Origin of the sequence: Micromonospora sp. NPDC052213 (assembly GCF_040679695.1) — a bacterium.
Classification (GTDB): Bacteria; Actinomycetota; Actinomycetes; order Mycobacteriales; family Micromonosporaceae; genus Micromonospora.
On the sequence record NZ_JBFAVI010000311.1, the window covers coordinates 1 to 2,955 of the forward strand.

Genomic DNA, 2,955 nt, shown 5'->3' on the forward strand with positions numbered 1-2,955 from the left:
GCGCGCGATCGACCGGCTCCGCGGGCTCGGGCTGGAGCGGATGGCGCGCCGCGCCGAGCGGATGCGGCACGTGCTCGCCCCGCAGCCCGGCGGGCTGCTCGCCGCGCTCGACGCCGCGCCGGACGCCGGAGTGATCTTCGTGGCGCACACCGGCCTGGACCAGATGCTCACCGTCGCCGACGTGTGGCGCGAGCTGCCGATGGACAAGCGGATCGTGATGCGGTTCTGGTCGGTGCCGCCGGAGGAGATCCCGGCCGGCGAGCAGGAACGCATCGACTGGCTGTTCGACTGGTGGGCCCGCATCGACAGGTGGATCGCGGACAACCGCAACGGCACCGTCGACGCCTGATCCGATTCCCCGCGCCTGTTCGGCGCGCCCGTCGCGCGCCACGTAAGGTGCGCTGGTGGAGCAGATCTGCGTGGTGACGACTGTGGTGGACGCCCGCGGGGTCGCGGACGTGCTGGCGGCCGCGGCGGTCGCCGGCCGGCTGGCGGCGTGCGCCCAGGTCGGCGGCCCGGTGGACAGCACCTACTGGTGGCAGTCGGCGATCCAGACCACCGCCGAGTGGCAGGTGCGGTTCAAGACCGCGCCGGACCGGGTGGACGCGCTGGTCGACCCGGACACCGCCACCCGGGAGCGGGTCGCCGCCCAGCACGGCATCCCGCGTACGTTCGATTCCGTCGCGGCCCTGCTCGCGCAGGCGGCGCCGGATGTCGCCTCCGTGTGCGTGCCCGGGCCGGCGCACCGCGCCGTCGCGGTCGCACTGATCGCCGCCGGGATTCCCGTGCTGGTCGAGAAGCCGCTGGCCGCGACGGTCGCCGACGCCACGGCGATCGTCGAGGCCGCCGAGGCGCACGGGGTGCTCTGCCAGCCGGGGCACATCCTGCGGCACAGCCCCGCCCACCGGGCGCTGCACGACGCGGTCCGCGAGGGCCGCCTGGGCCGGGTGCTGGCCGTCTCCTCGCGCCGGGACCGCCCCCGCTCCCTGACCCGGCTCTTCCCGAACGACCATCCCGCACTGCTGACCGCGGTGCACGACATCGACCTCGCGCTCTGGTACGCGGCAGCGCCGGTGGTCGAGGTGCGCGCGGCGGCCCGGACCCTACCGGGATCGGCGACGCCGGTCCTGGTCTGGGCGGAGCTCCGACACGCCAACGACGTCGTGTCGTCGATCCGCAACAGCTATCTCCTGCCCGAACACACCCCCAACCACACCTCCGACCTGGTCGAGGTGTACGGCACCGACGGGGTCGGTCACGTCGACCTCGGACATCCCACGGTGCTGGTGCAGGCCGAGCAGACCGAGGCGCCGGACTGGCTGCTCTCCCCGGTCGACGGCGGCGGCGCGCTCGCCGCCGAGCTCCGGCACTTCCTCCGCCAGGCCGACGGCAGCGACGTCTCCCCGGTCGTTCCCCTGGCCGACGGACTGCACGTGGTCCAGATCGCCGCCGCCGTGGTCGACAGCGCCGCCGCCGACGGCGCCGTCCGCCGCATCCCTCATCCCCCTCGCTGACAGGAGCTTCTGCCGATGAATCGACGTAGATTGGCCGGTCTCGTCGCCGCGGGCGTGGCCGCCGCCGCGCTGCTGACCGGCTGCGGTGGCGACGACGCCGCGGGCGGCCCGGTCACCCTGAAGGTGCTGACCTGGGAGCCGGGCGGCACCGAGTACTGGAAGCAGGTCAAGACCAGCTTCGAGGCCAGCCACCCGGACATCAAGCTCGAGATGCAGTCGGTGCCGTTCGACAAGTACCCCGAGGTACAGGGCCCGTACATCACCTCGCAGTCGGGGCCGGACGTGATGGCCAACAACGCCGGCCTGGAGCTGTTCGACCGGCGCGGTGCGTACGTGCCGCTGGGCGACAAGGCCGCCGAGATCAACAAGGACCTCGTCACCTACAGCGGAGCCTGCGAGGGCTTCGACACCAGCAAGCCCTGCTACGGCGTGCCCTTCTCGTACCAGGGCAACGTCCTCTACTACAACAAGGACGTGCTGAAGGCCGCCGGGCTGGACCCGGAGCGGCCCCCGGCGACCTGGGACGAGTTCGGCGCGGCCTGCGACGCGGTCGCCAAGACGGGGAAGACCTGCCTCGCCCTGGGCCTGTCCGGCACGTTCCCCGCCTACTGGGACTTCCCGGAGATCGCCCGCAGCTACCTGAGCGAGGACGACATCCGCGGGTTGCTCGCGGGCAGCCTGTCCTGGAAGGACCCGAAGCTGGTTTCGGTGCTGGAGAAGCTGGCCGAGATCACCACCAAGGGCTGGGCGAACAAGAACGCGCCGTCGATCACGATGCTCCCCGACGGGGCGGACATCTTCCAGCGCGGCGGCGCCGCCTTCGCCGGGACGATCATCTCGGACGCGGTGAACTGGGAGGCGTTCGGCAAGGCCCTCGGCGACGACAAGCTCGGCGTGACCCGCTGGCCGGCGGCCAACCCGACGGCCCCGCTGGCGCAGAAGTTCTCCGGCATCGAGGGCGCCGTCTACGGGGTGACCCAGTGGAGCAAGAAGAAGGACGCCGGCCTGGCGTTCATCACCTGGCTCGCCGGCAAGGAGAACGGCGAGCTGTGGGTCAAGCACGCCAAGGGCCAGCCGCTGAACAAGAACGTCGACAAGGCCCTGCTGCCCTCCTCGCCGGCCTTCCAGAAGATCCAGGAACTGGTGGCGGAGCCGACCCTGCACGCCGGCGTGATGCTCTCCGGCCCGGAGGCCGACGCGCTGGCCCGCGGCTGGCAGCAGGTCACCCTCGGCCAGCTCACCGTCGACAAGTGGGCCGAGCAGATGCAGCAGGCCCTGGAGCGCAGCCCGACGAAGAAGCAGAACAAGTAGTCGCCCCCGGGCGGGGTGGCCCCGGCCGCCCGCCCCCGCGCCCCCCCGCCCATCAAAACCCACCAGAGCAATCACACCCCCGCGGGCGGGGCCGGGGGGGGGGGGGCGCCCCCCCCCCACCGGTAGAGAA

2 protein-coding genes and 1 pseudogene are annotated in these 2,955 nt (G+C 72.6%); all 3 read left to right on the top strand.

The genetic code is table 11. The features are described 5' to 3' along the window. Positions 1-349 (top strand): annotated as a pseudogene (locus AB0L34_RS33420) (1-acyl-sn-glycerol-3-phosphate acyltransferase); the annotation flags it as partial. Between the two features lie 55 nt (positions 350-404). Continuing rightward, positions 405-1,514 (top strand): divalent cation tolerance protein CutA, encoded by a 1,110-nt coding sequence (gene cutA / locus AB0L34_RS33425; RefSeq protein ID WP_363709626.1) that lies wholly within the window; start codon positions 405-407, stop codon positions 1,512-1,514. A gap of 15 nt (positions 1,515-1,529) precedes the next feature. Continuing rightward, positions 1,530-2,825: an extracellular solute-binding protein gene (locus AB0L34_RS33430; protein ID WP_350711949.1), complete on the top strand. Its 1,296-nt coding sequence runs from the start codon at positions 1,530-1,532 to the stop codon at positions 2,823-2,825. Positions 2,826-2,955 lie beyond the last annotated feature (130 nt).

What these genes read in the sequence shown, in the direction of transcription:
- AB0L34_RS33430 (WP_350711949.1), top strand. Translation starts at nt 1,530, where the DNA reads ATGAATCGACGTAGATTGGCCGGTCTCGTCGCCGCGGGCGTGGCCGCC.